The 26,072-nt window shown below is 44.6% G+C and carries 25 protein-coding genes, 1 tRNA gene and 2 pseudogenes; 25 read left to right on the forward strand and 3 right to left on the reverse strand.

Annotated elements, in window-relative coordinates; genetic code table 11:
• The first annotated feature begins 231 nt into the window (after positions 1-231).
• Both C1G53_RS00350 and mmuM read left to right on the forward strand, forming a co-directional pair.
• On the forward strand, positions 232-1,608 hold the full coding sequence (locus C1G53_RS00350; protein WP_105117245.1) for an amino acid permease: 1,377 nt from the start codon (positions 232-234) through the stop codon (positions 1,606-1,608).
• A 12-nt stretch (positions 1,609-1,620) separates the two neighbouring features.
• The gene (gene mmuM / locus C1G53_RS00355) at positions 1,621-2,568 is read left to right on the forward strand and encodes a homocysteine S-methyltransferase (RefSeq protein ID WP_105117246.1); all 948 of its coding nucleotides are present in this window, start codon (positions 1,621-1,623) and stop codon (positions 2,566-2,568) included.
• A 49-nt stretch (positions 2,569-2,617) separates the two neighbouring features.
• Here the strand turns inward: mmuM and C1G53_RS00360 are convergent, their stop codons facing one another.
• The gene (locus C1G53_RS00360; protein ID WP_105117247.1) at positions 2,618-3,118 is read right to left on the reverse strand and encodes an NUDIX hydrolase; all 501 of its coding nucleotides are present in this window, start codon (positions 3,116-3,118) and stop codon (positions 2,618-2,620) included.
• Between the two features lie 120 nt (positions 3,119-3,238).
• Between C1G53_RS00360 and C1G53_RS00365 the strand changes: the two genes are divergently transcribed.
• The 6 genes and pseudogenes from C1G53_RS00365 to rpmH all read left to right on the forward strand — a co-directional run bounded on the left by C1G53_RS00365 (position 3,239) and on the right by rpmH (position 7,007).
• Positions 3,239-4,114: a VOC family protein gene (locus tag C1G53_RS00365; protein ID WP_105117248.1), complete on the forward strand. Its 876-nt coding sequence runs from the start codon at positions 3,239-3,241 to the stop codon at positions 4,112-4,114.
• 51 nt (positions 4,115-4,165) lie between these two features.
• A pseudogene (locus C1G53_RS00370) lies at positions 4,166-4,447 on the forward strand (hypothetical protein); the annotation flags it as partial.
• 87 nt (positions 4,448-4,534) lie between these two features.
• Positions 4,535-4,894: a ribonuclease P protein component gene (rnpA, locus tag C1G53_RS00375; protein ID WP_105117249.1), complete on the forward strand. Its 360-nt coding sequence runs from the start codon at positions 4,535-4,537 to the stop codon at positions 4,892-4,894.
• Positions 4,878-5,690 (forward strand): membrane protein insertase YidC, encoded by an 813-nt coding sequence (locus tag C1G53_RS00380; RefSeq protein WP_105117250.1) that lies wholly within the window; start codon positions 4,878-4,880, stop codon positions 5,688-5,690. Before rnpA ends, C1G53_RS00380 begins: the two co-directional genes overlap by 17 nt.
• A 24-nt stretch (positions 5,691-5,714) precedes the next feature.
• Positions 5,715-6,701 (forward strand): RNA-binding cell elongation regulator Jag/EloR, encoded by a 987-nt coding sequence (gene jag / locus C1G53_RS00385; RefSeq protein WP_105117251.1) that lies wholly within the window; start codon positions 5,715-5,717, stop codon positions 6,699-6,701.
• A 168-nt stretch (positions 6,702-6,869) separates the two neighbouring features.
• Positions 6,870-7,007 carry a 50S ribosomal protein L34 gene (gene rpmH, locus C1G53_RS00390; RefSeq protein ID WP_002939016.1) on the forward strand — a complete coding sequence of 46 codons (138 nt, stop codon included), beginning with the start codon at positions 6,870-6,872 and terminating at the stop codon, positions 7,005-7,007.
• A gap of 49 nt (positions 7,008-7,056) precedes the next feature.
• On the opposite strand, the gene C1G53_RS00395 is transcribed toward rpmH, so the two are convergent.
• Positions 7,057-7,875, reverse strand: coding sequence for a Cof-type HAD-IIB family hydrolase (locus C1G53_RS00395; protein WP_105117252.1), 819 nt, complete (start codon positions 7,873-7,875; stop codon positions 7,057-7,059).
• Positions 7,876-7,980: 105 nt separating this feature from the next.
• Between C1G53_RS00395 and C1G53_RS00400 the strand changes: the two genes are divergently transcribed.
• The 11 genes and pseudogenes from C1G53_RS00400 to C1G53_RS00450 all read left to right on the forward strand — a co-directional run bounded on the left by C1G53_RS00400 (position 7,981) and on the right by C1G53_RS00450 (position 20,568).
• Entirely contained in the window at positions 7,981-8,763 is a 783-nt protein-coding gene (locus tag C1G53_RS00400) for a TatD family hydrolase (RefSeq protein ID WP_105117253.1), read from the forward strand.
• Complete coding sequence (rnmV, locus tag C1G53_RS00405) at positions 8,747-9,316, forward strand: ribonuclease M5 (protein ID WP_105117254.1); 570 nt, start codon at positions 8,747-8,749, stop codon at positions 9,314-9,316. Before C1G53_RS00400 ends, rnmV begins: the two co-directional genes overlap by 17 nt.
• Complete coding sequence (locus tag C1G53_RS00410; RefSeq protein WP_105117255.1) at positions 9,309-9,677, forward strand: hypothetical protein; 369 nt, start codon at positions 9,309-9,311, stop codon at positions 9,675-9,677. Before rnmV ends, C1G53_RS00410 begins: the two co-directional genes overlap by 8 nt.
• Before the next feature lie 4 nt (positions 9,678-9,681).
• Positions 9,682-10,136: pseudogene (locus C1G53_RS00415) on the forward strand (8-oxo-dGTP diphosphatase).
• 87 nt (positions 10,137-10,223) lie between these two features.
• On the forward strand, positions 10,224-11,627 hold the full coding sequence (locus C1G53_RS00420; protein ID WP_105117256.1) for an SseB family protein: 1,404 nt from the start codon (positions 10,224-10,226) through the stop codon (positions 11,625-11,627).
• A gap of 1 nt (position 11,628) precedes the next feature.
• Entirely contained in the window at positions 11,629-11,964 is a 336-nt protein-coding gene (locus tag C1G53_RS00425; RefSeq protein WP_105117257.1) for a hypothetical protein, read from the forward strand.
• Positions 11,961-12,833 (forward strand): 16S rRNA (adenine(1518)-N(6)/adenine(1519)-N(6))-dimethyltransferase RsmA, encoded by an 873-nt coding sequence (gene rsmA / locus C1G53_RS00430; RefSeq protein WP_105117258.1) that lies wholly within the window; start codon positions 11,961-11,963, stop codon positions 12,831-12,833. Before C1G53_RS00425 ends, rsmA begins: the two co-directional genes overlap by 4 nt.
• Before the next feature lie 202 nt (positions 12,834-13,035).
• Positions 13,036-14,766, forward strand: a complete 1,731-nt coding sequence (locus C1G53_RS00435) for a hypothetical protein (RefSeq protein WP_105117374.1) — start codon at positions 13,036-13,038, stop codon at positions 14,764-14,766.
• Positions 14,767-14,778: 12 nt separating this feature from the next.
• Entirely contained in the window at positions 14,779-17,223 is a 2,445-nt protein-coding gene (locus tag C1G53_RS00440) for an LTA synthase family protein (protein WP_105117259.1), read from the forward strand.
• Positions 17,224-17,365: 142 nt separating this feature from the next.
• Positions 17,366-18,943 (forward strand): ATP-binding cassette domain-containing protein, encoded by a 1,578-nt coding sequence (locus C1G53_RS00445; RefSeq protein ID WP_105117260.1) that lies wholly within the window; start codon positions 17,366-17,368, stop codon positions 18,941-18,943.
• A 32-nt stretch (positions 18,944-18,975) separates the two neighbouring features.
• Entirely contained in the window at positions 18,976-20,568 is a 1,593-nt protein-coding gene (locus C1G53_RS00450; protein ID WP_105117261.1) for an ATP-binding cassette domain-containing protein, read from the forward strand.
• A 48-nt stretch (positions 20,569-20,616) separates the two neighbouring features.
• Here the strand turns inward: C1G53_RS00450 and C1G53_RS00455 are convergent.
• Positions 20,617-20,698 (reverse strand) — tRNA-Leu (locus tag C1G53_RS00455).
• 123 nt (positions 20,699-20,821) lie between these two features.
• On the opposite strand from C1G53_RS00455, the gene rsgA reads away from it, so the two are divergent.
• From rsgA to C1G53_RS00485, 6 genes are read left to right on the forward strand one after another with little or no spacing between them, the layout of a single operon-like run.
• Complete coding sequence (gene rsgA / locus C1G53_RS00460; RefSeq protein ID WP_044770919.1) at positions 20,822-21,697, forward strand: ribosome small subunit-dependent GTPase A; 876 nt, start codon at positions 20,822-20,824, stop codon at positions 21,695-21,697.
• A gap of 14 nt (positions 21,698-21,711) precedes the next feature.
• On the forward strand, positions 21,712-22,371 hold the full coding sequence (gene rpe, locus C1G53_RS00465; protein ID WP_105117262.1) for a ribulose-phosphate 3-epimerase: 660 nt from the start codon (positions 21,712-21,714) through the stop codon (positions 22,369-22,371).
• Positions 22,364-22,996 carry a thiamine diphosphokinase gene (locus tag C1G53_RS00470; RefSeq protein ID WP_105117263.1) on the forward strand — a complete coding sequence of 211 codons (633 nt, stop codon included), beginning with the start codon at positions 22,364-22,366 and terminating at the stop codon, positions 22,994-22,996. The genes rpe and C1G53_RS00470 overlap by 8 nt, the downstream gene beginning before the upstream one ends.
• A complete protein-coding gene (locus C1G53_RS00475) occupies positions 22,997-24,235 on the forward strand; it encodes a DNA recombination protein RmuC (protein WP_044685615.1) in 1,239 nt (412 codons plus the stop codon). It abuts the gene before it with no gap.
• Positions 24,225-25,166, forward strand: coding sequence for a 3'-5' exoribonuclease YhaM family protein (locus C1G53_RS00480; protein ID WP_105117264.1), 942 nt, complete (start codon positions 24,225-24,227; stop codon positions 25,164-25,166). The genes C1G53_RS00475 and C1G53_RS00480 overlap by 11 nt, the downstream gene beginning before the upstream one ends.
• Positions 25,166-26,032: an aminoglycoside phosphotransferase family protein gene (locus C1G53_RS00485; protein ID WP_105117265.1), complete on the forward strand. Its 867-nt coding sequence runs from the start codon at positions 25,166-25,168 to the stop codon at positions 26,030-26,032. Before C1G53_RS00480 ends, C1G53_RS00485 begins: the two co-directional genes overlap by 1 nt.
• Positions 26,033-26,072: the final 40 nt, after the last annotated feature.

Here is a 26,072-nt window from a genome sequence, read left to right on the forward strand (position 1 = left end):
AATCATCAACGATTTCAAGAACGCAACAACGGCCTTGCCCCTCTTGAAATGAGGAACAAGGCCGTCGCCTAATCTTTTATTATTTCATTGTCCACTTGACAGGGAGCAGTTCATATATGGCGGTGGGGATTTGTTATAGTTTAAAACTATGGAAATAAGCTTGAAAACGATATAACCAGTTTCTGAAAATTCATGGTATGATAGACTAATCACAAGAATTTAGGAGAGTGTATGGAAAATCATAATTTTGAAAATCAGGGTACTTTTAATCGAGAGATGAACAGTCGTCATTTGCAGATGTTGTCTATCGGTGGGGTAATCGGAACTGGTTTATTCTTAAGTTCAGGCTATACCATTGCACAGGCTGGGCCATTTGGAGCTATTGCGGCCTATCTATTTGGAGCTGTCATGGTTTACTTGGTCATGTTCTCTTTAGGTGAATTGTCGGTTGCAATGCCGGTGACTGGATCTTTCCACACCTATGCGACCAAGTTTATCAGTCCAGGTACTGGTTTCATGGTGGCCTGGATGTATTGGCTTTGCTGGGTCGTTGCTCTGGCCTCGCAGTTTGTGGGGGCAGCCCAGCTCATGCAACGCTGGTTTCCTAGTGTGCCGATTTGGATTTTTGCGACGATTTTTGCGGTTATTGTCTTTGGATTGAACACCCTATCTGTCGGTTGGTTTGCCAAGGCGGAGGATTCACTCTCGTCTGTCAAGGTCTATGCCATTGCAGCTTTTATCGTGCTTGGGACTTTGGCTATTTTTGGTATTTTGCCATTTGAGGGAACCAAAGCTGCGCCGCTATTTAACAATATCACAAGTAACGGCTTACTTCCTAACGGTCTGGTTGGTTTTATCACGGTCATGCTGTCTGTTAACTATGCCTTTTCAGGTGTGGAAATGATCGGAATTGCGGCAGGTGAAACAGATAATCCCAAGAAAGCTGTACCGCAAGCCATTAAATCGACAATCGGTCTCTTGGTCATCTTCTTTGTCCTAACAATCGTTGTTTTGGCAGCCTTACTTCCTATGTCAGAAGCAGGTGTGACAGAAGCACCGTTCGTACTTGTCTTGGACAAGATAGGTTTTCCTTATGCTGCTGACATTATGAACTTTATCATCTTGACAGCTATCTTATCTGCATCGACTTCTGGTCTCTATGCTTCAAGTCGTATGCTGTGGTCTTTGGCCAATGAAGGCATGATTAGTAAGGAATTGGTAAAAATTAATAAACACGGTGTTCCCATGCGTGGCATGATTTTGTCCATGATTGGTGTTGTCATCGCCTTGATTGCGTCTATTTATGCAGAAGATACAATCTTCCTGGCCCTAGTTTCTATCGCTGGTTTTGCGGTTGTCATTGCATGGTTGGCTATTCCGCTTGCACAAATCGGCTTCCGACGTGAATTTTTGAAGAATCATAGCGAAGATGAATTGGAATACAAGACACCCTTTTCACCAACTTTGCCGTGGATTACGGTTGTTTTGTTGGTTATTTCCATCATCGGAATCGGTTGGGATCCTTCTCAGCGTGCTGGTCTTTACTTTGGTGTGCCATTCATGATTGGCTGCTATATTTATCACTATATCCGCTTTAAAAAGTGGTAGGAGGGATCGAGTATGGGTCGTTTTAAAGAACTATTAGAACAAAAGGAATACATCATTTTGCACGGTGCTCTGGGAACAGAATTAGAGTTTCGAGGTCATGATGTATCGGGCAAGCTCTGGTCTGCCAAATATCTATTGGAAAATCCCGAGTACATCAAGGATATTCATAAGGACTACGTTCGTGCTGGGGCCGACTTGGTGACAACCTCAACCTATCAGGCGACCTTTGAAGGACTGGCAGAAGTTGGCTTGTCACAAGCAGAGGCAGAGGACCTCATTCGCTTGACCGTTGATTTGGCCAAGGAAGCGCGTGATGAGGTCTGGGCAGAATTGTCTGAAGCTGAAAAAGCACAACGAACCTATCCTCTCATTTCAGGTGACGTGGGTCCCTACGCAGCCTATTTGGCGAACGGTGCTGAATATACAGGCGATTATGGCAACATTAGTCTGTCAGAGTTAAAAGATTTCCACCGTCGCAGAATCGAACTCCTCTTAGAACAGGGGGCTGAACTCTTAGCCTTGGAGACTATTCCAAATGTTCTTGAAGCACAAGCCTTAGTAGAGTTATTGGCAGAAGATTTCCCAGAGGTTGAGGCTTATATCAGCTTCACCTCCCAAGATGGTCAGTCAATCTCTGACGGTACGGCTATTGAAAAAATAGCAGAGCTGGTCAACAGCAGTGAGCAGATTTTGGCGGTTGGTCTTAACTGTACGGCTCCCTCGCTCTATCCAGCCTTTCTCTGTCAGTTGAGAGAGAAAACGGATAAACCATTTGTCACCTATCCAAATTCTGGAGAAGTCTATGATGGAGCCACTCAAACTTGGAAGGAAAGAGCAGACGACAGCCATTCTCTTCTGGACAACACACTTGAATGGCACAAACTGGGTGCCAAGGTAGTTGGAGGCTGTTGCCGTACCCGACCAGCTGATATTGCAAGTCTAGTTGCTGGATTGAAATAAATGAATCCCCGCTGTCCTGTGACGGCGGGGATTTGTCTGTTAGGGGAATTTAGCTTTGTAAAAACAACCCCTCCACATAGTCTTTCTGCCTTGGAATGACCAGTTCTGTTTCAAGAAAATCTTTCAACTTTTCCTGTGGGACCCAGATGTAGTTGCTGGTTTCGTCGGCTTGGAGTTGGATAGCAGCTTTGTCCCAGTCGGTTTCAGCCCAGTAGCAGTGGAAAATGCACTGGTCATCATGGGCGACAAAGTGTGTATGGTGGCGGAGTTGGTCAGCTGTCAGCTCAATGCCTGTCTCTTCGCGGACCTCGCGTAAAATGGCCTGCTCTGCTATTTCCCCAAATAAAGCCGAACCTCCTGCTGTCGCTTCATAATAGTCAGGGTAGGAGGGTTTGGTGCTGTCGCGTTTCATGAAGAGGGTGCTGCCGTCGTGGTGGCGGATGATGCACTCGACGACCAGGTGGTAGAGGCCGTGGGGAATGGATTCTCCGCGTGTGAGGGTGTGGTCGGTCAGGTGACCGTCGGCTGTGTAGGCGTTCCAAGTTTCCATTTCGTTCTCCTGTCAATTTTGTAGTTATTTAGTATAGCACATCTGTAAGTGTAAGGCAACATGTTTTGTTTTTGTACGGACAAGTGTTATACTGGGGCTACTAACTCAAAGGAGAAATCAATGCAAACCATTATCCCACATCTCTGGCATGACACAGAGGCAAAAGAAGCGGTGGCTTTTTATGTGGACCTCTTCGGTGGCAAGCTGGACTGGACCTACACCATTACGGATACGCCTTCGGGTGATTCGGATTTGATTCAGTTTCAACTGGGCGATATGACCTTGGCGGCTATTAGTGCTGGTCCATACTTTAAGCTCAATGAGTCCATGTCCCTTATGGTCAATGTAGCCAGCAAGGATGAAGTGACACGTTTGTACCAAGCCTTGTCAGAAGGCGGTCGTATTCTCATGCCTTTGGGAGAGTATCCCTTCAGCCCTTACTATGTCTGGTTGGAAGACCGCTTTGGTCTGTCTTGGCAACTATCTTATGCACCCGACTTGGTCAAGTCTTATCAGTTTGACATCTGTCTGCTCTTCTCACAGGAACAGGTTGGTTTGGCCCAGCCTATGTTGGACTACTACAAGGACAAGCTCCCTCAGGCTAGTGTCGGTCAACTTTCCTACTACGGTGAAGGGGAGGCTGCTGTTGAGGCTGCCAAACTGAACTATGCGGAACTTCTTATCGCTGGACAGAAAATGATTGTCATGGACCACGGCTACGGGGGTGAAGCTTCATTCAACGAAGCCTTCTCGATCATGGTCTATGTGGATAGTCAGGACGAACTCAATTTCTATTATGACCTCTTATCAGCAGTGCCAGAGGCGGAAATGTGCGGTTGGGTCAAGGACCAGTTTGGGATTTCCTGGCAGATTGTACCGCGTATGTTGATGGAAGCATACGATACGGCTAGCCCAGAAACCGTCAAGGCTGTTAATGATGCCGTTCTGCAAATGCGTCGTCTGGATTTTGACCAGATTAAAGAGATTTTATCCTAAAAAGCTGACTTCGGTCAGTTTTTCTCCTTGTGGACAGTCAACAGAGAAGGTTTTTCAAATGCAACTGCGGTGGCAGATTATTTGGCTAGCAAGGGAATGCCCTTTCGACAGGCTCATGAAATTATTGGAAAACTGGTCTTGGAATGTAGCAAGGTTGGATATTATCTACAAGATGTTCCTCTAGAACGCTACCAAGAAATTTCTGATTTGATTGAATTGGACATCTACACGGCCCTTCAATCAAAAACAGCAGTCCACCGTGTCAATCGCTTGACGGGACAGTTTTTGCATAATTTTATCTGCGAATGCAACAAGCAAATGAGCAATTACTAGCTTCAAAAAGCCTCTAAACGTGATGTTTATTGGCTTTTTTGAATTTTATGGTATAATAGAGGTAATTTTGAAAGATGGAGTGACGGTTTGAAGAAAAGCTATCGTGTCAAGCGTGAACGAGATTTTAATGACATTTTTACAAAAGGAAAGAATGTAGCCAATCGGAAGTTTGTGGTTTACTGCTTACCCAAGGACCAGGCTCATTTCCGAGTAGGCCTATCTGTCAGCAAAAAATTGGGAAACGCTGTCATGAGAAATCGCATTAAGCGAAGACTTCGCCATGTCCTGATAGAATGCCAGCAAGAGTTGGTGACGGATGACTTTGTAATCATCGCTCGTAAAGGAGTTGAAGAGCTGTCCTATCAGGAAATCAAGAAAAACCTCATCCATGTTTTAAAACTAGCTAAATTATACCAGGAAGGTGTTGCGATTGAAAAAGAATCTTAAGTGGGCTGGGCTACTGACCACAACTCTACTCGTGCTAACCGCTTGTGGAACAGGAACAGCCTCCAGTCAGTCTTCGGGCGCATGGAATGGATTGATTCATTGGTTTGCTAGCATTATTCAATTCTTGTCCATCAACGGTCAGATTGGTATCGGGATTATTCTCTTTACGATTATCATTCGGACTATCTTATTGCCTTTGTTCCAAATTCAAATGAATTCTTCGCGTAAGATGCAGGAACTTCAACCCCAGCTACGTGCTTTACAGGAAGAGTATGCTGGAAGTGATATGGATACTCGTCAGAAATTATATGAGGAAACACGAAAACTCTATAAAGAGAACGGCGTCAACATGACCTCATCCATGTGGCCACTCTTAATTCAGATGCCGATTTTGCTAGCTCTCTATCAAGCTCTGATAACGGAGGAAGCTCTCAAGGTTGGACAGTTCCTCTGGGTAAATCTTGGTGAAGCTGACCCCTACTTTATCTTTCCAGTTTTAGCAGCAGCCTTCACCTTCTTAAGTACTTGGTTGGCCAATAAGGCAGCTATTGAGAAAAATGGTGCCATTACAGCTATGATGTACATCATGCCAGTACTGATTTTCTTCTTTGCTGTTACAGCCGCTAGTGGTGTGGCCTTGTACTGGACGGTATCTAACGCTTATCAAGTGGTTCAAACCTTGGTGTTTAATAATCCTTTTAAAATCATAGCAGAGCGTCAAGCTAAAATTGATGCTGAAAAAGAGCGTCAAGCTAAAATCAGACGGGCTCAGAAAAAGGCTCGCAAACAGAAGTAGGATGAAACGAATAGGAGAGAGAAAATGAAATTTACAGGTGCAAATGTTGAAGAAGCCATTCAAAATGGTCTAGAAGAATTGAATATTCCCCGTAAGAAGGCACATATCACTGTTGTAGCGCGTGAGAAGAAAGGTTTCTTTGGTTTTGGTAAAAAACCAGCCATCGTAGATATTGATGTCATCAACGAAACGACCGTTGTCAAAGCCAACCAAAAGGCTGTTCGAGGCGTTCCAAGTGAAATCAATGAACTCAATGAGCCAGTCAAGAGTGTTTCAGAAGCTACGATTGACCTTGGAAAAGTTGTTGCGGCAGTTAAGGAATTTGAAAAATCTGGTCAAACGCTTGATGATGAGATTAAGGCTCAGATTTTGAAGAACGAAAAAGAAGCGACAACCATTCTTGAAGAAACTGGGCGCATTGAAATTCTTTCTGACGAATTGTTAGCAAGTGTCAGTCAAACACCTACTCAAGAAGAAACAATCAGCTCAGAGCCAGTTGTCAAAGATGAATTTGCTGATTTAAATATCAAGGTGGAGCCCCAGTACGACATTGAACAGGTTGTTGCAGAGGTTTCTGCCTACATTCAAGAAATTCTGGACGATATGGATGTGGAAGCAAGTATTGAAACCAGCCATAGCCGACGTACAATCAATATCCAAGTCGACACCAATGAACCAGGACGTGTTATTGGCTATCACGGTAAAGTTTTGAAGGCCTTGCAACTCTTGGCTCAGAACTTCCTTTACAACCGTTATGAGCGGAATTTCTACATCACCATCAATGTGAATGACTATGTAGAACACCGTGCAGAAGTTCTTCAAGGCTATGCGCAAAAATTGGCTGAACGTGTATTGGTTGAACAGGAAGCCTACCACACAGACCCTATGTCAAGCAGTGAACGTAAAATCATCCACCGCATTATTTCTAAGATGGATGGTTTGACTAGCTATTCAGAAGGTAGTGAACCAAACCGCTATGTAGTGGTAGATATTGAAGGACATCGCGATTAAGAAGAGGCTCAGCCTCTTTTTTTCAATGTTTTTTCTTAATCTGATTGAAAATAGAACAGAATAGCTTGACAAACCCCCAGATTTTATATAAAATAGTTTGGTATGTTTAGTAACTGATCAAAACTAGCCGGCTAAACGAATACAAGAATCTAAGAGGAGGTATTCATCGTGAAACGTACTTTTCAACCAAGTAAAATCCGTCGCGCACGCAAACACGGTTTCCGTAGCCGTATGGCAACTAAAAACGGCCGTCGCGTGTTAGCAGCTCGTCGCCGTAAGGGACGTAAAGTTCTTACAGTAGCATAAGAATACAACTAAAACCAGCAGAAACTCGAGTCTGCTGGTTTTTTCGTCCTTATTTCACATTGAGGAGATGCTTTTCGATAGCCTTGGCTAAGCCAGATTCATTATGGCTGTCTGTGATATCATCCGCGAACTTGAGTAGGGATGGACTTGCATTTTTCATGGCAATTCCAAGTCCTGCCCACTGGAGCATTTGGATATCATTGTCCCCATCTCCAACCACCATGACTTCCTCTGGAGTTATGCCGAGCTTCTCTGTTAGTCTAGCCAAGGCACTAGCCTTACTAACTCCTTTTGGAAGGACTTCAAAAGCATAGTCTAAACTACGGACAGGTTGGAAGTTTTCTGCTAGTTGGTTACCGTAAGCTAGTTGCAGTTGATCCAGTTCCTCAGCCTCTCCCATAAAAATCGGAACAAGGACAGGTATGTTCAAGGAGCGAAAATTCTCCAAGTCTGTATGGTAAAGGATAGAGGATTCAATGATCGCATCTTTTTTTGTGGCTTCGTTTAGTTCTTTACCTAGTGCATAATTAGCATGAGGTGTAAAGAGGACTAGGTTAAGACTAGGGAACTCCTCTAGAAATTTTGCTAATTGTTCAACATGAGCTAGCGGTGTCGACTGATAAGAAAGGATAGACCAGTCATCAGTCGAAAGGGTCAGACAGCCGTTGTTGCCAATGGCATAGGGAGAATATGTTAGCTTCAATTCATCAAAATAGGGTTGAATACCAGACAGGGGCCGTCCTGTACACAGTACCACCATTATTCCAGCTTCGGCAACTTGTCGTAAGGCACGCTGGTTACGAGGGGAAATCTCCTTTTTATCGTCCAACAGGGTTCCATCCATATCAATAGCGAGTAGTTTAATCATTATTTATTCTCCTTTTCAGATTATTGTAGCATATTCTCTACAGAACTGTCTTGAAAGCTAGAGGTCTAAAGTATGGTATAATGGTAGAAAAGAAAGAGAAGTAAGATGATAGAAATTTTCGATACCCACACCCACCTCAATGTTGAGCAGTTTGACGGTCGGGTCCAAGAAGAACTAGATTTTGCCAAGGAAATGGGGGTTACCCTCCATAATGTGGTCGGTTTTGACCGAGCAACCATTGACAAGGCTATGGAGCTTGCTGATCAGCATCCTGAAATCTATCTGACATTGGGCTGGCATCCGACAGAGGCTGGCACTTATGATGAAGAAGTTGAACGTTATCTACTCAAGGCTCTTAAGCATCCCAAGGTCATTGCCCTGGGAGAGATTGGGCTGGACTACTACTGGATGACGGCAGATAAGGAAACCCAAGCCCGTGTCTTCAAGCGACAGATGGAGTTGGCCAAGCAGTTGGACTTACCCTTTGTGGTTCATACTCGAGATGCTTTGGAAGATACCTATCAGATTATCAAGGAAGTCGGCGTCGGTCCGCGTGGAGGCATCATGCACTCCTTCTCTGGCACGCTGGAGGAGGCTCAGGCCTTCATGGACCTGGGCATGCACATCTCCTTCTCGGGAGTGGTGACCTTCAAAAAAGCCGTCGAACTTCAGGAAGCGGCGCAAGCATTGCCCCTAGAAAAAATCCTGGTCGAAACGGACGCACCCTACCTGGCCCCAGTTCCCAAGCGGGGTCGGGAAAATCGCACCGGCTACACCAGATATGTGGTGGAAATGCTGGCCCAGCTTCGCAACCAGTCGGTCGAAGAAGTGGCGGCTGCGACCTACGAGAATGCAAGGAGTTTGTTCAGAATTGACTCAGAAAATTAAGATTCAAGAAGTCCTGGTTGTCGAGGGCAAGGACGATACGGCAAACTTGAAGCGGTTTTACGAGGTGGATACCTACGAAACCAGAGGCTCTGCCATATCAGACGATGACTTGGAACGCATCGAGAAACTCCATAACCTGCGTGGCGTTATTGTCTTTACTGACCCAGACTACAATGGGGAGCGGATTCGGAAAATCATTATGCAGGCCATTCCCACGGTCAAACACGCCTTTTTACAGCGGGACGAGGCTCGGCCCCAATCCAAGACAAAAGGGCGGTCCTTGGGCATCGAGCACGCCAGCTTTGAAGACTTGGAAAAGGCCTTAGCAGGCCTGCGTGGCTACTATGATGATGAACATAACTTTGACATCAGCAAGTCAGATCTGATGCGCCTAGGGCTCCTTATGGGCGGCGACAGTCGTAAACGGAGAGAACATCTGGGAGAAAAGCTCCGCATCGGCTACTGCAACGGCAAGCAGCTCCTCAAACGATTGGAATTGTTTAGGATAAGTTTGGTGGAAGTTGAAGAGTGTATGGAGTGCTATCATGGATAGGGTCTACGCTGTTAAGTGCTTGGTAAAAAACGATTTTGAGCCTTCTTATGAAAATTACTCATCTTATGAAGAAGTGACCTACTTGCTACCGGCTAATGTCCTTGTTTGGGAGGATGAGCAGGTTAACACGGAAGCGCTACTTGACTATTTGCGTAATCTGGTCGAAGATGGCTATGTCAATGCGGATGGTATTTGGAAGCAGAGCCGTTTGTTTCATATTGCTGGTCTGCAAGAAATGGACGACAGGGTAGAGTTTGATGGACCGGCTGTAGAAGTTTATCGTTGGTTTTACACTTTTGAACGCTCCGTGGCAGAGGAAGAATTTTTGAATATCTATTACTTTGATGATCTGGGGAGATAGGGCAATGTCTAGACGAGAGCAAGTCATCCTAACCAATATGTGTATGATTACAGACGGTCAGCAGGTATTGGTCCAGAATAGGAAGTCAGAGAAGTGGCCTGGGATTACATTTCCTGGTGGCCATGTCGAACGTGGCGAGAGTATTATTTCCTCCGTCATTCGTGAGGTCAAAGAAGAAACGGGCTTGACTGTATTCAACCTCGAACTCTGTGGCATTCAAAACTGGACGGACCCTACTGACGACTATCGTTATCTAGTATTTTGCTACAAAACCAGCCATTTTTCAGGAGTTCTCCAATCTTCAGATGAGGGCGAGGTCTTCTGGCTGGATTGTGCAGACCTGAAGAACGTTCAGCTGGCAGACGGTTTTGAAACTTGTTGGAAATCTTTGAACAGCCACAACTGACGGAGAATTTTTTCTGGTTTGAAGAAGGTGAGTGGAAGGTGGAGAATCGCTAATGAAAAATAGCTGGAAATGGCAGTTGCTGTGAGGGAGTTGAGTCTTATTTCAGAATTGAGTGAGATGTTAAATCTGGAGGATGGAAGATGGGATTATTTGATTTTTGGAAAAAGAATAAAGATGAGATGACAGAAGTGACAACAGCTACCCAGCAGCCAGTTGCTTTTGGTGTAGAAGCGGTCTTTAACTCGCAAGATTCTGGGGAAGTCATTTTATCTGGTCAGGCTTATGGTACAATAAAGGTGGGTGATAGGCTTACTTTTGTTAAGGGAGGTAGGGATTATGTTGCAACGGTTAAGGAAATTGAGCAATCTCAAACTGCAATGCAAGTCTTGACCAATCAAAAAGGTAGTCTGAGAGTAATTCTGACTGATAACGAACTTGCAAAAGTAGGACTAGTCCTATATAATTCTGCTGCTAGCTCTGATTTTAAAGAAGAAGCTTATCTTAGAGCGTTAGCAGATGGTTTTATTGGCTTTCAAAATGTAATTTTAAAAACCGAAGATATTCAGAAAGCTAGCTTAGCTGATGTTGCTGAGTTAGTGGGGCTGTTTATTAATTATTGTAGGAAAAATGACAAAGTCTTTTCTACAGAGGAAACTGAGGAAAATCAGCAAAAAATTCAGGTGCTAAGAGGTATCGTCAAGGATAAACTTTTAGCAGCTGACAGGATTTATATTCTCCAATCGACTAGGACTGGAGAAGCCCAACTCTACTCTGAAACCTTCCGAAGAGCAGATGGTTCATTCCTTTGTACGGATCCGTTGATACAGATTGTAGATGAGGAACGCTATAACTATGTAATGGAGAAATTAACAGAAGCTAAGCGGACTGATGTGACTTTGCGAAAGGTCGAAAAAGGGGAAGATGGTGAAGGAATTACTAACGCTTTAGGAACTGAATTTTACCTAAATGGAGCACTTGGAGTTTTTATTGAGTCCAAAGATACAGTAGTCTGGGCGAAAGAGTTGGTTCCAAAACCCGATTTTAGTGGAATTCCAGAAATTCAAGTACCAGTAACCAATCCCAATATAGTCCGTTGGTTACTCCTGATGGGGCAAATGGGGAAACCTGAGACGAAAGATGAAGAATTGGTTTACGGGCTTTATTATGGATTTTTGTCTAGAGAGATACCAAAAGCAACTTTTATTGTTCCAATGCAGTCTGATAAACATTTTTTAGAGAGATTAAATGGGAAAGAGGAGTCTACCTTTAAACAAGGGTCGAAATTTAATCTTCCAACTAGAAAAGGGAAAGAGGATCGGGAGGCTATCTCAATCTTTACAGATTGGAAACGTCTGAGGATGGTCTTTGATGAAAAGTGGAGTGGTATGATTGAACCTGCTGGAAATATGATTTCAATCTTTGACTACATTATCAATGGAACTCAGTATCATGAAGCTGGTTGTTATGTTAGTCAAGAATCTTTCGAGACCATGAAAAAAGTGAGTGAAAAGTTTGATGATTACCACGTAGAAGATGGAGAATGAAATGAAAATACAAGTAGATAGGACTTCCGTCTGTATGGGTGACGATGTTTTGACACATTCTGGCGAAATTGACATCCCTAGTGACATTACTGTAACTGGTTTAATCAAATTTTTAGAAGCTAAGACCTATTTACCGAGTATCAGAGGAAATAATGTTGTCTGGCAAATTCTAAATAATGGTAGCGAAGTAGCTGCTTACTTTACAAAAAATCACCTGATTACAAATGCTAACCTTTCTTTGAAAAGTATAATTGATAAATCCGGCAATAATTTTTTATTTTTTAAATACTATACAAGTCCAGAGAGTTATCGGGCAAGAAAAGAGAAACACACATGAGAATCGCAGACAAAAATGTTACCCGCACCGTCCTTGAACGCCACGGGTTTACCTTTAAGAAATCCTTCGGTCAGAACTTTTTGACTGATACCAATATTTTACAGAAAATTGTGGACACGGCTGAGATTGATCAGAATGTCAATGTCATCGAAATCGGTCCTGGAATCGGAGCTTTGACAGAATTTTTGGCGGAGAGTGCTGCTGAGGTCATGGCCTTTGAGATTGATGACCGCCTGATTCCGATTTTGGCGGACACCTTGGGTCGCTTTGACAATGTGACCGTGGTCAACCAAGACATCCTGAAGACCGACCTGCAGACCCAGATTCAGAACTTCAAGAACCCTGACCTGCCGATTAAGGTCGTGGCCAATCTGCCCTACTACATTACCACCCCTATCCTCATGCACCTGATTGAGAGCAAAATTCCCTTCAGCGAGTTTGTGGTCATGATGCAGCGGGAGGTGGCCGACCGCATTTCTGCCGAGCCAAATACCAAGGCCTACGGTAGCCTGTCCATTGCGGTCCAGTACTACATGACTGCCAAGGTGGCTTTCATCGTGCCTCGCACCGTCTTTGTGCCCGCACCGAACGTGGACTCCGCCATTCTCAAAATGGTCCGCCGCGAGCAACCCCTGGTGAACGTCAAGGACGAAGATTTCTTCTTCCGAGTGTCCAAGGCCAGCTTTGTGCACCGCCGCAAGACCCTGTGGAACAACCTGACCAACCATTTCGGCAAGTCCGAAGAAGTCAAGGACAAGCTGACGCGGGCGCTTGGCATGGCAGAGCTGGAAGCCAGTGTCCGTGGAGAAGCACTTTCCATGGCTGACTTCGCGCGTCTGTCTGATAGCCTCCAAGAAGTTGGTTTATAAGTAGGTATTGATTGTGGTGAAATCTGCAATCAATATTTATTTTAATGGAAAATTGTTTTCCTATTTGCCTTGTTCGTTGACAGTGGGGAGAAAGCTTGCTATACTGAAATGTGACTAACTTTTGAAAAATATTGTCTGCAAATTGGCAGAATATTTACAAAAACAAGAGAGGGTTTCCCTCTTTTTTTATGAAGGTATCGATATGTTAAAAACTATGCTGAAAAAGCATCCCCATTTGGTAGCCCTGGGCCTATTTGTGGGATTTTCTTTATTATTGTTAGTTCCTCACTTGCTAACTAAGGGCATGGTGACAGGTGCGGACTTGATTTTCCACTACAACCGTTTCTATGATGCGGCTATGCAGATGAAGGAGGGCAATTTCTCCTATATCATCAGTTTGTATGGCTATCAGCAGTCAGGGCGGATTGTCAATGCTCTCTATGGTCCTTATTTTGCCTATCTACAGGGAGCCTTGGTACTCTTAAGTGGGACCTGGTTTCGTTATCAAATTTTGTCCAATCTTCTCTTGGGAACTCTGAGTGCCACCTCTCTCTATTTCCTCATGCGTGAGGTCAAGGTCAAGTATGCTCACTCCATTCTCTTGTCTATGTTCTTTGTGACCACCTATTCCATTCAGTATTGGTGGGCAACCCAAGGATTTACCAGCTGGGGAGTGGCTCTTTTTCCGCTTTGTTTAATCCCTGCAGTCCGTTTTTTGCAGACGAAAAAAGTACCTATTTTCCTTATGGCAGGTGCTGTGGGGCTTATGTTACAGGTCCATATGCTATCGACCTTGTTCTTGGTCATTGCCTATGGCATTCTCTTTTTCATTGGTTGGTGGAAATCAGACCAAAAAATGAAGATTATTGGACAAGTAGCTCTGTCGGTAGGGATTTTCCTGCTCCTGACCATCAATATCTGGTTGCCACTGGTTTATATCAACGCGACCAACAGTTTGGTTCCTCCATTTGTAAATAAGAAATTCGTTCAAAATACTGTCACATGGCTGAAAACAGCCTTTCTCTACTATCCATATCCACTGCCAATTTTCTTTGGGACCTATCTCTATTTTGTAGTGAAAAATTGGAAGAAACAATCGCTGGTTCTAGGTGGCCTTGCTCTGACCTATGCAGTATTTTTGGTCTTGTCAACCAACCTCTTCCCTTGGCAATTAGTAGCTGGCAAGGGGATTGACTTAGTTGAGTTGATCCAATTTCCTTTCCGTTTCTTCCTCTATGCCAACGCCTTGTTATTAGGAGTGGTAGGGCTACAAGTATCTGGCTTGTCAGAAAAAATGCAGAAAATCTTTTCTGGTTTGACTGTTATTTCTTTGCTTGTTTCGGTTGGTTTCCTCTGGAATGAAAGTTATAAGGAAATCAATGGGCATTATTACAGTGATACTTTCCTGCAAAAACGAATTCATACGACCTTGTACGGGACGACGGAAGAGTTACGGGCTTCTTTCCATTCCAAAGACTTGGGTGAATTTATCCACATTGCTCAGAAATCCACGCCTGACTATGTGCCAGATTTATCAGAAAAGACTGGACATCTGACCAATGAGGAGTCGGATAATACCTATTTTACCTATCGTGACCAAGTGATTTTACCAAATCAAGATTTTGCCAAAGAAGTTGATGGAGATCAGCTGGTGGTGACTTGGACGGCGTCAGAAGCAGAAGAAACTGCGGTACCAGTTATTGTTTACCAAGACAGTCAGCTTGTTTTGAATGATACCGTTTTAGATAGGGAAGATATGATGCTTTCCGATATCGGTGTGCCAACAGTCACCAGCCAACCGGGGCAAAATACCCTTGTCCTATCCTACAAGCAACAATGGTGGTTACTGCCTGTTATCGCGGTTAGCTTGACTGGATGGCTAGTCTGGTCGATGTACTACATCTTTATTTACCGAAAATCAAGCCTTTCCTAAGAGAGAAATGTTATGAAACAAATCAATCCAAAGGCAAGTAAGCAATTTATTCTGGTTATGATTATGACCGTTTTGCTGGCGATGGGTCGGGCTCTATTGCTAAGTGGAGTATCTTTCCCGCTCTGGTTTATCCCCCTGCCCTTGCTTGCCTATTCTATTTTTACTTTTTATATCTTGGTCCTGCTGGATAAGTACGAACAGTTTATCAAGACCAAGAGCTTTGCCAAGTATGTCGGCTATTTTCTAGGCTTTCTATATCTTGTCAATCTAGTCTATCGGCTCAATGCCAAGAAATATCAAGCCTGGAATATTTTCCGTAATAATCTCTTTCAATTTGAGCTTCTATTGATGTTGGCTCTTCCCGTATTGTTGGCATTTTTATGGCGGAAGAAGACGGGAATTCGAGAAAAATTAAGCCAGTGGTCAGCCAATCACTTGGTACCAGATGGCTATTTGCTCTTGACCAGTTTGCTTTCTCTTAGCCCTTTAGCTATCTCTTATTGGAAAGATAGCCATTATGAGAATTTGGTTGAGAAAGGTTCTTACATAGAGTTTTTCAGCCAGACACCGCTGTTTGCCCCTATTCATTTTATAGGGACCTACCTATTTCTCCGCTATCTTCATAAGGCATTTGTAGAGTTTAAGGCCAATCGGACCAATGTCCACAGTATGCTCTTTATCAGCCTGGCTCTGGCTATGTTGTCGCATATCGGTTATCAGGCTTCAATGGCTGGAGCGACTGGTTCTTATTTCACACGTCACCTCTTTCCTGGAGCCATTGTCTTTCAGATTGCCTGCCTCTTTTTCCTAAACATTATCATTAGCTTGGTCATCAACCGTCAAATCTTGTCGGTTGCTGTCATTGCTGGTTTAAATGTGACCTTGATAGCGGCTAATTTCCTAAAATTCCGCTACCGTTCGGAACCATTGACTCCCAATGATTTCAAGTGGGTCGGGAACTTGGGAATGATTCTCAGCTTTATCAGCCTGCGTGTCGTGATTGTATCACTGATCTTCTTGGTAATCCTTGCCTTTGTTTATCGGAAAATTTACAAGAAATACTTCCAAGGACAGATTGTTGCTTCCATCTGGAAACGGTTGGCAGGAATTTCAGTCATCATATCCTTGATTTTAGGAATGGGTTGGGCTATTCGTAATGAAAAAGACCACAAGATTGCTGGCTGGATTCCTATTCTTTCGCAGGTCAATAACTGGCGGAACGTAGACTGGAAGGGCTACGCCTTTGTGGCTCGTTATCGCACTCTTTCATTCCTCTGGTTGCAGCAGCTCAGTAAGACCAGTATGGAAATGCCTGAGAATTACTCTGAGAAGACCATGAAGGCCATTGTGAAGAAATACACTGCCTTGGCTGAGGAAATCAATGCAGAGCGGACAGGTCAATTGACTGACCAGACGGTTATCTACATTCTTAGTGAGAGTTTGGCTGACCCTCGTCGGATTCCCGGTGTGACTCTTAGTCAAAATGTCCTACCAAATATTGAGTACATCATGAGTCAGACTACCAGTGGTTTGATGAAGAGCGACCACTATGGTGGTGGGACGGCTAATATCGAGTTTCAGGTTTATAGTGGTTTACCACTTTACAATTATAATTCTTCTATTTCATCTGTCTATCTGGATGTGGCACCGAATATGAAGAAGTTGCCAAGTATCAGCGACCTCTATCCAGCAGATAGCCGTGTGGCTATTCATCCCTACTTCGATACTAGTTACAATCGTAATTCTATCTATAAACAGTTGGGGATTGAGCAGTTCTATACGCTCAATAGTGCCAACTATCCACTTGCAGTGACGGCTGAAGATTATCAGGGGAATTTTGTCAGTGACAAGAAGACCTATGACTTGATTTTGGAGCAGGTACGTTCTGCCGCTATCAGCTTTGTGTCGGCTATTACCATGCAAAACCATGTGCAGTGGAACTCTGCTGAGCCTGCAAGTATTACAGCTTCGGGAGAGGGCTTCACGGCTGAGGAAAATGCCAACCTCAATAGCTATGCTCGTCTTCTGTCCTTTACGGATCAGGCAACAAGGGATTTTCTAGACCAGCTCAAGACCTTGGATAAGAAAGTGACCGTTGTTTTTTATGGTGACCACCTACCAGGTTTGTATCCAGAGTCTGCTTTCGTGACGGACCCAAGTGCGCAGTACAAGACGGATTATTTCGTGTGGAGCAATTTTGATACAGCGAAATACAATTATGAGCTAGTTAACTCTAGCGACATGAATGCTCTCATGTTGGAAACGACCAATAACAAGGTCAGTCCTTACTATGCCCTCTTGACGGAAGTGCTTCATAAGGATCGTGTAGGTCAGGCAGAGCGTGATGCGAAAGTTGCAGAAGAACTCAAACTGGTCCAATACGACCTCTCCACAGGCAAAGGTTATCTTTTGAAATACAAGGACTTTTTCAAGGTGGCGACTGAAACGACAGAATAAAAATAGACCAAGTCAGAATGCTGGCTTGGTTTCTTCTTTATGTGAAAAAGCACACAAACATGGAAAGTTGTGGTATAATAACGGTGTTTAATACAGATTTTTTATTGTTTTACTTAGAAATCTATAAAATGGTGGAGAAGAAATGAAAACGAGGAATTTTTGGCTAACCTTATCTTGTATTTTTGCAGTAGCCCTGCTCAATGTTGGCTTTCTGTATCAGTATCGCTATATTATTGATGCTATTGCAACTGGAGATAGACAAGCCTTTGTGTCTTATTTTGTGCAGATGGGGTTAACTGTCCTTGTCATGCTGGTCTTTGAATACATTCGTCAGATTGCCAATGTCAGCTATCTCAATCAAGTAGGTTTCCAATTACAAGCGACCTTTATTGGGAAAATGTTTGATTTGTCTTTTAGAGAGTTCGTTGAGCAGGGGGCAGGGGCCTATATTTCCCAGCTCAATAATGATTTGGAGACGGTGAAAGAAGATTATTACGACACTTTCTTTACGATTTTTCAAGGAGCTTGTACCTTTGGCATTGCCAGTCTAGCCTTGCTTAGCTTGGATGGTCTGACTGCTATTTTCTTAATTCTGACTTCCTTTTTGCCAGTTGTGATTCCCTATTTGTTTAAAAAGCGGAGAAGGCTCAATCAGGAGGCGATTTCGGACAGTCAGCAGGTCTATAATACAAGGGTTTCAGATGTCTTTCTGGGTTATTTGCAAGTGAAAAATAGCCGCCAAAGACAGCAAGTTTTAGATGGGCTGAACGATCGCTATCAAGCAGTCAATGACAAGGTCAATCAGGCCAATCGAACGACAGTAACCATGCGGCTCTTAGTCGGTTTTGTCTTTTATCTGACTACTCTTTCGATTATCTTTATCGGTGGTTTTCAGGTTTTTTCTGGGGCCTTGACCATCGGTGGCTTGACAGCTATTCTGACCATTTCAGAGCAGTTGGTGGATCCCATTAACAGCATTGCGGCAGCCTTTTTGGACAGGCATGCCGTTAAGGAATTGAAACAAGAGTTTGAGCTATCTACTTTGGGTCAAGAAACGAAGGGGCAGGAACTAGCTTCGGCTTTCCAGAGCATGCAACTGGTCAAGGCTAGTTATGCTATCGGTGAGAAGCAGGTATTTGAAGACCTGACCGTAGCGTTTGAACGTGGCAAGAAGTATTTAATTCTTGGGGAAAGTGGTTCTGGCAAATCTTCCTTGGCTCTTATTTTGACCAAGAATAGCCAACTGCAAGCAGGGGATATTTACTTTGATAAAACCTCTCTTTCAGACTTATCCTACCAAGCCATTCAAGACAAGATTGCCTATCTGCCGCAGGAGGGAGCCCTTTTCCATGATACGGTTCTCTACAACTTGACCATGGGACGGGAGGTTTCAGAAGATAAGATGATGTCCCTCATTAAGACCATGAATCTTGATAGTCGTTTTCCAAGTTATGCTTCTTTGAGCGAGGAAATAAGTGATGATAGCGGACTGTCTGGCGGACAAAAGCAACGCCTGCTCTTGATTCGTGCCTTGCTGCAAGATAAGGACGTCTTGTTGCTGGATGAAAGTCTGTCTGCCTTGGATCAGGAAACCTATGCAGTGATTGAAGATTATCTCATCTCACTAGCAGATAAGACGCTCATTCATATTTCCCACCGTGTGTCCGATGAGGTCCTTAGCCGTTATGATGGGGTGGTACGGATTGGGGAGAGCAATTAATTTTTGTCAGATTGTTCCTATCTGGAGGAGTTATGAAAAAAATCATCTATCAATTGAAACCAGTTATTGCCATTCAGTTGGTTTTCCATATCTTATATAGTTTGACCAATGTCGTTTTGCCTGAGTTAAATAAGTATCTTTTTGACCATATTTTCCAGATGGGCTGGACAGGACTTGTCTGGCTCTTGTTGGCCTACGCTTTGACCATCATTGCCAATTCAGTCTTTCAGTACATTTCCCAGGTTTATGAGTGGAAGGTGTCTCAGGGGTTCTATGTCACGGCTAAAAAAGGTCTGGCAAACAGCTTGTTATCACAGCCTTTAGCCAAATTTTCAGAGAAGAATGTCTCTGCCTATCTGTCCATTTTTGACAACGATTTGGAAACCATTGAGGAGAGTTACCTGAGTCCCCTCATGGACATTATCCGCTCTAGTTTGAGCATGGTCATCTATGCGGTTTCCCTCTTTCTCTTTGTTCATCCGCTGGTTGCGGTAGGCATTATTTTGTCCTCTGCCTTGGCGGTTTTCATTCCCAAGTGGATTTCGGGCCCTCTTTCTCAGCGTCAGCGGGCATTTTTACAGAGTTTGGAAAGCTATTTTCAGGTGGTGACTGACCTCTTTTCTGCTAAGAACCGCGTTAATAGTGAAACCTTCGGTTCTATCAGCCGTGTCCACCATCGGTCAGTAGAAGAAAGTGAGCAGGCCCGTTTTCGCTTTGGTCAATTCAAGACCCTGGCCAATGTTGTCAATGGATTTTCCATGTTTTTGGTGCAATTAACGGCTTTTGGCTTGGTCGGCTATCTCTTGCTGCAAAAAGAGTTGACCATCGGTGCTGCCATTGCGACTTTTAGCTATGTTGAAAATTTCATCTATCCTATGAAATACATCCTCTTGGATGTCAATTCTATCCATTCGACCAAGGAAACGGTTGCCAACCTAGAAGGCTATCTTGCTGGTCAGGTCTTGTCTGAGCAAGTACCAAGCTATCCCAATGTGACAGCTTTAGAAGTCAGGGACGTGGCCTATCATGTGGGAGAATTAGCGGTAGCAGATTTTTCCTATCGGTTTGACAAGGGGAAAAAGTATGCCATCATTGGTCCGTCAGCCAGCGGAAAATCCACTTTTCTACGAGTGTTGGCAGGAGAACTGGATCTGGACAAGGGAAGTATTTCCTATCAGGAAAACGATGTTTTGCATGAAATGGAAGCAGCTACCGCCTTCTATCTCAGCCAGTTTGAGTATCTTTACCATACCGATTTTGAAAACAATGTGTCTGTTTTTGGAACCTATGAGAAGGGAAGAGATGTTATGTTTGGCTTGTTAAGGAGCTTGCCAATGAGTTTACAGGACACCTTGCGTACAACAACAGACCCCAGTCTCTTGAGTGGTGGCGAGAAAAATGTCCTGTGTCTGCTTCGTGCCCTGATGAGTGGTAAGGAGATTTTGCTCTTGGATGAACCGACCGCCCATTTAGACCCTGTCCTGACTAAGCAGGTTTTGACCAAGCTCTTGCAGCTGGAGGACAAACTTATCATCACCATCTTGCATGAATCAAGCCCTGCCATCCTAGACATGTTTGATGTGGTTTTGGAAATGTGTGATGGGAAATTGAGCGAGAAGATATAAAAATAACCCCAAGTCATCAACTCTGACTTGGGATCTCTCCATTTATCATGCGGAGGAAGGGATTTGAACCCTCACACCCGATGGGCACATGCGCCTGAAGCATGCGTGTCTGCCGTTCCACCACCTCCGCTTGTTTTTATTATACTATTTTTACATTGAAATGACTAGAGGAAAGTGTAAAATCGAAACCGCTTGCGGTTTTTTTGTAGGAAATTTGGTATAATGGTAGCAAGTACACACAAAGGAGTCTTCATTGCAAGGAAGAATTATCAAGGCCTTGGCTGGTTTTTACTATGTTGAGGCAGATGGACAGATTTATCAAACCAGAGCCAGAGGAAATTTTCGTAAGAAGGGACAAACGCCCTATGTGGGTGATTTTGTGGATTTTTCTGCGGAGGAAAATTCAGAAGGCTATATTTTAAAAATCCACGAGAGAAAGAATAGTTTGGTTCGACCTCCTATCGTCAATATCGATCAGGCGGTGGTTATTATGTCTGCAAAAGAGCCTGATTTTAATGCCAATCTACTCGATCGTTTCCTAGTTCTCCTTGAACAGAAGGACATGGATCCCATTATTTATATCTCTAAGATGGACTTGGTAGAGGATCGGACGGAGATGGATGCCTTCAAGGCTATCTATGAAAAAATTGGCTATCCATTTGTCTATCATTTGGAGGAATTGACGCCATTATTGCAGGATAAGGTGACGGTCTTTATGGGGCAGACAGGGGTTGGCAAATCGACTCTTCTCAATCGCATTGCGCCAGAATTAGCCTTGGAAACAGGGGCAATTTCAGATAGTCTGGGGCGTGGTCGTCATACCACTCGTGCGGTCAGTTTCTACAATGTCTTCGGCGGGAAAATTGCGGATACGCCGGGTTTTTCATCCCTAGACTATGAAGTCAAGGAGGCGGAGGCTCTGACAGATTGTTTCCCAGAGATTGCGGAAAGCAGCCAGGACTGCAAATTTAGGACCTGTACCCACACCCATGAGCCGGATTGTGCGGTCAAGGAAGCTGTTGCCAGCTCTGCCATTTCCCAAAGTCGCTTTGACAATTATCTCCAATTCCTCAGCGAAATCCAAAATCAGCGTGAAACCTATACCAAGGTTAGTAAGAAATTCAAATAGAAAGTTGGTACTCTATGTCACATTATAAGATTGCACCGTCTATTTTAGCGGCAGATTATGCAAATTTTGAAAATGAACTCAAGCGTATTGAGCAGACAGGTGTGGAATACGTCCATATTGACATTATGGATGGTCACTTTGTGCCAAATATCAGCTTTGGTGCGGATGTGGTTGCGGCCATGCGTCCTCATAGCAAGCTGGTCTTCGATTGCCATCTCATGGTGTCCAATCCTGAAAATCATATCGAAAGCTTCGCCCGCGCTGGTGCGGATATCTTGACTATTCACGCAGAAGCAACGGTTCACCTGCATGGAACACTGCAAAAAATTCGTGCAGCTGGTATGAAGGTGGGTGTTGTCATCAATCCAGGTACACCTCTTGTAACCATTGAGCCTGTGCTCAACTTGGTGGATCAGGTTCTACTCATGACGGTCAACCCAGGTTTTGGTGGACAAGCCTACATTCCAGAAGTGGCTGAGAAGATTGAGGCCTTGGTCAAACTCCGTGAAGCCAAGGGTTTGGCCTTTGATATTGAAGTGGACGGCGGGATTGACGACAAGACCATTCATTCAGCCAAAAACGCGGGTGCCAATGTCTTTGTAGCTGGTTCCTATCTCTTCAAAGGCGATTTGGATGCCAACGTTGCCAAATTGAAAGCAGTCCTCCATGATTAAGATTGCCCTAATAGCGGGCGGTTCCTTTGACTGCCTTCCTGAGCCTGCCGACCTCTATGTGGGGGTAGATGCAGGCTCTCTTCGTCTATTGGAAGCTTCTCTGCCTCTTGACTGGGCTATCGGTGATTTTGACTCGGTGACACCTGAAGAATTAGGGAGGATAAAGGATCTAGCAGAGCGTTTTTTGCAAGCTCCTACTGAAAAAGATGATACAGACTTGGAGTTGGCTTTAAAGGAAATCTTCAAGGCCTATCCGCAGGCCCAGGTTCGCATATACGGTGCTTTGGGTGGTCGCATGGACCACATGATGAGCAATCTCTTTCTGGCTTCTGAGCCGGACTTGGCTGCCTTTATGGAGCAGATTGAATTGGTGGACAGTCAGAACATCGTCCGTTTTCGACCTGCAGGTCAGCACCGTTTGTCAGCAGTGGAGGGTATGAAGTACATTTCCTTTATGCCATCGGACCAAAGCCACCTGACCATTCGCCATGCCAAGTACCCGCTGGATGCCAGCAATTATTTTTTCAAAAAATGCTATTCCTCTAACGAATTTATAGATAGGGACATAGACATTCAACTGGATCAGGGTTACGTGGTCCTGATCTACAGTAAGGACAAGAATTAGATGGATATTGTATTACTTATTTTGCTGATACTGGTCTTGCTTGCCTTGGTTTTTCTTTATGGAAAATGGCAGAGCTTGGCCCTGCTTTTGCAAGATCAAGCCGAAGATACTGCAGACAACTTGTCTGACCAGCTCAGCTATCAACTAGAAAATGCAACTCTCAAACAGCAGCAGGCCATTCATCAGGAAGTGGAACGACTCCGCACGGAGCTTTACCAACAGCTAACCGACATCCGTCAAGAGCTGAATAAGAGCCACTTGGAAACGCGAGATGCCACCGATCGCCGTTTGCAGGCCATTCAGGAGTCCAATGAAAAACGCCTGGAAGAAATGCGGCAGACGGTTGAGGAAAAACTGGAGAAAACCCTGCAAACCCGCCTACAAGCCTCCTTTGAAACGGTGTCCAAGCAATTGGAATCGGTCAATCGTGGTCTGGGCGAAATGCAGACGGTGGCGCGTGATGTGGGCAGTCTGAACAAGGTGCTGTCTGGCACCAAAACCCGTGGCATCATGGGCGAATTGCAGCTGGGACAGATTATCGAGGATATTTTGACACCTAGCCAATATGAGCGAGAGTTTGCCACGGTTTCAGGCTCGAATGAGCGCGTGGAGTATGCGGTCAAGCTACCAGGACGGACCGAAGGAGACTATATCTATCTGCCAATCGACTCCAAGTTTCCGCTGGCGGATTACTACCGCTTGGAAGATGCTTACGAAAGTGGGGACAAGGACCAGATTGACCTCCATCGCAAAAATCTCTTGGCGGCTATCAAACGCTTTGCCAAGGACATTCAGAGCAAGTACCTCAATCCGCCTGAAACCACCAACTTTGGTGTCTTGTTCTTGCCGACCGAAGGACTTTATTCAGAAGTGGTCCGCAATCCCATTTTCTTTGATGAGCTTCGCCGTCAGGAAAATATCGTGGTAGCAGGACCGACCACCCTGTCTGCCCTGCTCAATTCTCTCTCCGTCGGCTTTAAGACCCTCAACATTCAACGGTCAGCCGATGATATTTCCAAGGTCTTGGGCAATGTCAAGCTGGAATTTGGCAAGTTTTCTGACCTCTTGCTTAAGGCTCAGAAACAACTCAATCAAGCCAGCAGCAATATTGACAAACTCCTAACCACTCGCACCAACGCCATTGAGCGTAGTCTTCGTACCATTGACCTGTACGAAGATGACCAAACCAAGGGACTGCTTGGCCTGTCCCCATTAGATGAGGAAGATAATGAAAATTAACCAAATGAAAAAAGATGAATTCTTCGAAGGATTCTATCTGATTAAGACTGCTGAAGTCCGTCAAACACGAGCTGGCAAAGACTACCTAGCTCTGACCTTCCAAGATGATACGGGTGAGATTGAAGGCAAGGTCTGGGATGCCCAACCAGGGAAAATCAAAGACTTTACTGCTGGGACAGTTGTTCACATGCAGGGACGCCGTGAAGTTTACAACAACACCCCCCAGGTCAATCAACTGGTTCTTCGTTTGCCAAAGGCAGGCGAGCCCAACGACCCTGCTGATTTTAAGGAAAAACCACCTGTTGATGTCAAGGACACCAAGGACTATCTGAGCCAGATGATTTTCCGCATCGAAAATGCCACATGGCAGCGGATCGTCCGTGCCCTTTACAGTAAGTACGACAAGGAATTTTATTCCTATCCAGCAGCCAAGACCAATCACCATGCCTTCTATTCAGGTTTGTCCTTCCATACGGCGACCATGGTACGCTTGGCGGATAAAATTGGCGACGTCTATCCCCAGCTCAACAAGAGCCTGCTTTTCGCAGGGATTATGCTGCATGACCTAGCCAAGGTGATTGAACTGACAGGTCCTGATAACACAGGCTACACTGTCCGTGGCAATCTGATTGGGCACATTTCCTTGATTGATGAAGAGATTACCAAGGTCTTGATGGAATTGGGCATCGATGACAGTCTGGAGGAAGTGACTGTTCTGCGCCATGTCATCCTCAGCCACCACGGTTTGCTGGAGTATGGAAGCCCTGTCCGTCCGCAGATTATGGAGGCGGAAATCCTCCACATGATTGACAACATCGATGCGGAAATGATGATGATGCTATCGGCCTTGGACAAGGTCGGCCCAGGCGAGATGACTAACCGCATCTTTGCCATGGACAACCGCGCCTTCTACAAGCCTGATTTAGACTGATGGCAGTTGGGATTGTATCTCGACAGCCCCTCACCAAAGGCTGGTCCACGGACCGAAAGTATAAGGTCCAGCTAGAAGATGGTCGCCTTGGTCTGTTGAGAATAGCAGAGCGGCCAGCCTATGAGGCTAAGCGATTAGAGTTTCAGTTAGTTGAAAACCTGTTTGGTCTAGGTTTGCCTGTGGCAGAGCCAATCGCCTTTTGGACGGATGAGAAGTCGGTCCATAGCCTCTATGAATGGATAGAAGGTCAGGATATGAATGACTTGGCTACCAGTCTGTCAGAACAAACCTTATATGAACTGGGCTGTCAGTCAGGTCAGTTCTTGCGAACCTTACATGCCCTGCCTATTGACCAAAGCCAACGGGACTGGAACAACTACTATCAGGCTAAGATTGACAATAAATTAGCTGCCTACCAAGCAGCTAGTCATTCCTATCCAAATGGTCAAGCCATGATAGACTTTGTCCAGGCCAATCGTCACTTGCTGGCAGGAAGACCAATTGCCTACCATCATGGTGATTTTCATACAGGGAACTTTCTACGGGGCCAGGATGGAAGACTGAAAATTTTAGACTTTGATCGACATGATATAGGAGATCCCTGGGAAGAATTTAATCGGTTGATTTTTACAGTGGAATTGTCGCCAGCCTTTGCGCGTGGTCAGGTGGATGCCTATTTTGAAGGAGCTATTCCAGAGGAATTTTGGGGGCTTTTAGCCCTTTATCTGACCGTGAACAGTCTGGGGGCTCTTTCGTGGGCGGAGCAGGTGGATCCCCTCCAAATCCCCTTGATGAAAGAACAGGCTGATGCTGTTTGGACTTGGTATCAAGGCTATAGCAGGCTTCAACCATCATGGTATTTGTGAAAAATGAACAAAATACGAAAAAAGCGGACTTTTTAAAATA

The organism is Streptococcus suis (assembly GCF_002960445.1).
GTDB lineage: Bacteria > Bacillota > Bacilli > Lactobacillales > Streptococcaceae > Streptococcus > Streptococcus hyiners.

Bases quoted from the DNA above. Each gene is read 5' to 3' on its own strand.
- C1G53_RS00350 (WP_105117245.1), top strand. From the start codon at position 232: ATGGAAAATCATAATTTTGAAAATCAGGGTACTTTTAATCGAGAGATG.
- mmuM (WP_105117246.1), top strand. From the start codon at position 1,621: ATGGGTCGTTTTAAAGAACTATTAGAACAAAAGGAATACATCATTTTG.
- C1G53_RS00360 (WP_105117247.1), bottom strand. From the start codon at position 3,118: ATGGAAACTTGGAACGCCTACACAGCCGACGGTCACCTGACCGACCAC.
- C1G53_RS00365 (WP_105117248.1), top strand. From the start codon at position 3,239: ATGCAAACCATTATCCCACATCTCTGGCATGACACAGAGGCAAAAGAA.
- jag (WP_105117251.1), top strand. From the start codon at position 5,715: ATGAAATTTACAGGTGCAAATGTTGAAGAAGCCATTCAAAATGGTCTA.
- C1G53_RS00395 (WP_105117252.1), bottom strand. From the start codon at position 7,875: ATGATTAAACTACTCGCTATTGATATGGATGGAACCCTGTTGGACGAT.
- C1G53_RS00400 (WP_105117253.1), top strand. From the start codon at position 7,981: ATGATAGAAATTTTCGATACCCACACCCACCTCAATGTTGAGCAGTTT.
- C1G53_RS00410 (WP_105117255.1), top strand. From the start codon at position 9,309: ATGGATAGGGTCTACGCTGTTAAGTGCTTGGTAAAAAACGATTTTGAG.
- C1G53_RS00420 (WP_105117256.1), top strand. From the start codon at position 10,224: ATGGGATTATTTGATTTTTGGAAAAAGAATAAAGATGAGATGACAGAA.
- C1G53_RS00425 (WP_105117257.1), top strand. From the start codon at position 11,629: ATGAAAATACAAGTAGATAGGACTTCCGTCTGTATGGGTGACGATGTT.
- rsmA (WP_105117258.1), top strand. From the start codon at position 11,961: ATGAGAATCGCAGACAAAAATGTTACCCGCACCGTCCTTGAACGCCAC.
- C1G53_RS00435 (WP_105117374.1), top strand. From the start codon at position 13,036: ATGTTAAAAACTATGCTGAAAAAGCATCCCCATTTGGTAGCCCTGGGC.
- C1G53_RS00440 (WP_105117259.1), top strand. From the start codon at position 14,779: ATGAAACAAATCAATCCAAAGGCAAGTAAGCAATTTATTCTGGTTATG.
- C1G53_RS00445 (WP_105117260.1), top strand. From the start codon at position 17,366: ATGAAAACGAGGAATTTTTGGCTAACCTTATCTTGTATTTTTGCAGTA.
- C1G53_RS00450 (WP_105117261.1), top strand. From the start codon at position 18,976: ATGAAAAAAATCATCTATCAATTGAAACCAGTTATTGCCATTCAGTTG.
- rpe (WP_105117262.1), top strand. From the start codon at position 21,712: ATGTCACATTATAAGATTGCACCGTCTATTTTAGCGGCAGATTATGCA.
- C1G53_RS00470 (WP_105117263.1), top strand. From the start codon at position 22,364: ATGATTAAGATTGCCCTAATAGCGGGCGGTTCCTTTGACTGCCTTCCT.
- C1G53_RS00475 (WP_044685615.1), top strand. From the start codon at position 22,997: ATGGATATTGTATTACTTATTTTGCTGATACTGGTCTTGCTTGCCTTG.
- C1G53_RS00480 (WP_105117264.1), top strand. From the start codon at position 24,225: ATGAAAATTAACCAAATGAAAAAAGATGAATTCTTCGAAGGATTCTAT.
- C1G53_RS00485 (WP_105117265.1), top strand. From the start codon at position 25,166: ATGGCAGTTGGGATTGTATCTCGACAGCCCCTCACCAAAGGCTGGTCC.